General features: G+C 49.8%; 3 protein-coding genes. All 3 read right to left on the bottom strand.

Annotated features, from left to right (window positions below; genetic code table 11):
* Positions 1 to 657, bottom strand: a 657-nt coding sequence (locus I8U27_RS20295; protein WP_198065927.1) for a LutC/YkgG family protein, incomplete at its 3' end; no start/stop codon positions are given.
* Complete coding sequence (locus I8U27_RS20290) at positions 657 to 2,111, bottom strand: LutB/LldF family L-lactate oxidation iron-sulfur protein (protein WP_181750597.1); 1,455 nt, start codon at positions 2,109 to 2,111, stop codon at positions 657 to 659. The genes I8U27_RS20290 and I8U27_RS20295, both read right to left, overlap by 1 nt.
* Positions 2,104 to 2,604, bottom strand: a 501-nt coding sequence (locus I8U27_RS20285; protein WP_198065926.1) for a (Fe-S)-binding protein, incomplete at its 5' end; no start/stop codon positions are given. The genes I8U27_RS20285 and I8U27_RS20290, both read right to left, overlap by 8 nt.

Here is a 2,604-nt window from a genome sequence, read left to right as displayed (position 1 = left end):
AAAAATATATAAAGCCGCCGGTCCGTGAACGCCGATGCTGAGGTCATTTTCAATGTCGGCAGAACGGCTGGGCCCTGAAATAAAGTGAATGGAAGACGGAGCGCGATCGGCTTTAAAAACAGCAAACCCTTCCAATACCTCTCCCATCCTTGTTTTGATTTGTTCGGAGCGGACCAGGGCGATGTGAACAGCGGGAAGCAGACTGGCTGCTCTTACTTTGTCCTCATTGGTGCAGAGAACGAGAGTTCCGGTATCGGCAATGGCATAGTCAACAGATGTAATCCCTACTGTAGATTGTGCGGCATCCCGCAAAAAAGAACTCCGCTCCCACTCCATCACTTCCCAGTCCGTCAAAATCCGATCCAACTGCCAATCAGCCAGTTGGTTTCCGCCCCAGGTAAGCACAGAAGGAGGGTTTAGATCTTCCAGCAACTGTTTTAACCCTTGCAACAGTTGATCCGGCGTACCATAAATGCAGACTTTACCCCCCAGTTGTTCAACTTCACGGACAAACCGCTCCACTTTTTCCTCTTCTGTCAGGACAAATTGATTCCAGAAATCCGGAGGGCCCTTAACCGGCCGGACGGGGGGATGAGTCATTCGCTCACGGCCTAATTTTTTTGCGATTGCTGCCAAAAATTCTTCCTTCGCAGTCATCACCTGTCCCTCCTTACGCTTTTGGCCAGCTCTTCTTGCAAAGTTTTCCAGGAATCACGAAATGATTTCTTTTCAGAGAATGGAAGAGAGCGGTGTTCAGCCCACTCTTTTGCAGGCCCGGCCAGTCTGGTCAGTTTTGGATACTTGCTGCCGTCCCGGACCGTATGTTTCTGGATGTTCCGAAGTGTATTCATGGTGATCCGGTACCGCCTGGCATTTTTAAATGCAGAGGCAAATCCTTTAAAAGCTATTTTTTCCCCTATGGAAACCCGGGCTGATTCCACATTTTTTCTGCGAAGATGAACCAGCATGTCATGAAGCGGAATTTTTACCGGACAGGCTTCATAACAGGCGGCGCAAAGGCTGGAGGCATAAGACAATTCCTGCATCTGTTCATCCCCGGGATTCAGGAGGGGAGAAAGAACAGCCCCAATCGGCCCCGGATATACACTGCCGTAAGCATGTCCGCCAATATGGCGATAAACGGGACAAACATTCAGACAGGCGCCGCAGCGGATACAGTGAAGAACCTCCTGAAATTCGGGGTCTCCCAGCTGGTTGGATCTTCCGTTATCCAAAATGATCACATGCATTTCTTCTGCTCCGTCCCATTCCCCTCTTCTGCGCGGCCCGGTCATCGCCGACATATAAACGGTCAATTTTTGCCCTGTTGCGCTGCGTGGCAACAGATTTGCCATCACCTCCAGGTCTTCCCAGGAAGGAATGATTCGCTCCATCCCCATCATGACAATATGTGTTTTCGGCAATGTGGTTACCATCCGGCCATTTCCTTCGTTGCTGAAAAGAATGACGCTGCCGGATTCGGCAATGGCAAAGTTGCATCCCGTCATACCGATCTCAGCCTGCAAAAACTTCTCGCGCAGTCTCCGGCGGGCGAAAGCGGTCAAAACTCTGGTTTCCTCGGAAAGCTGTTCCCCTCCCTCTTTGGAGAAAAGCTCGGCAATCTGCCGGCGTGTCTGGTGAATGGCAGGAATAATAATATGGGATGGGGCCTGATTGGCCAGTTGAATAATGTATTCTCCCAGATCTGTCTCTATACACTCGATTCCCTGCTCTGCCAGTCTTTGATTGACATGAACCTCTTCCGAAACCATTGATTTTGATTTAACAACGGATTTCGCCTGCTTCTCCCGGGCAATTCCCAGGACCATTTCCGCCGCTTCCCGGGCATCTTTGGCAAAATGGACGTGCCCGCCGGCCTGTTCAACCCGGTTGGCAAACAGATCCAAATAATAATCTAAATACTGGATGGTATGCGCACGGATTTGCCGTCCGCGTTCGCGCCATTCTTCCCAGTTGCCCAAACGTTCCGTACTCTCTTTCTTTTTGTTCCGCAGTCGTTCGGTCGTAAAACGTACGGCTGAACGCAGAAACTCGTCCTGAAGAGCCAGCCGGCTCCTCTCTTTCAAAGAAAGGCCGGGTGATTCAGGCATGTGTTTTCACCCCTTCGTATAAAAGTTCTGCCAAATGTAAAATGCGAATGGGATGGCCTTGTTTTTTTAAATATCCGCCGATGTTCATCAAACATCCCATGTCTGTTCCCACCAGAACATCGGCTTCCGTTCTCCGGACATGGGCACATTTCTCTCCAACCATCGCCCCCGAAATATCCGGCATTTTTACAGAAAATGTGCCCCCGAAGCCGCAGCAATCCTCCGCATAAGATAACGGGACCAGCTTTATTCCCCTTACTTGTTGCAGCATCCGATATGGTTCCTCTTTCACTCCCAGCAGCCTGGAGCCATGGCAAGACGGGTGGTATGTGACTGTATATGGAAATGATGCCCCAATATCATCCATTCCAAGTACATTGACAAAAAACTGTGAAAACTCAAAGGTCTTTTTAATCAGCTGCTCTACTCTGTTCAGATTAACCGGGTCATCCCGGAAAAGTTCCGGATAATAATGATGAATCATTCCGGTACA

It is taken from the genome of Paenactinomyces guangxiensis, assembly GCF_016055185.1.
GTDB classification, from domain to species: Bacteria; Bacillota; Bacilli; order Thermoactinomycetales; family Thermoactinomycetaceae; genus Paenactinomyces; species Paenactinomyces guangxiensis.
This window is presented reverse-complemented; position numbering and strand designations above follow the sequence as displayed.

Coding starts and splice junctions, on each gene's coding strand:
- I8U27_RS20290 (WP_181750597.1), bottom strand. CDS start 2,111: ATGCCTGAATCACCCGGCCTTTCTTTGAAAGAGAGGAGCCGGCTGGCT.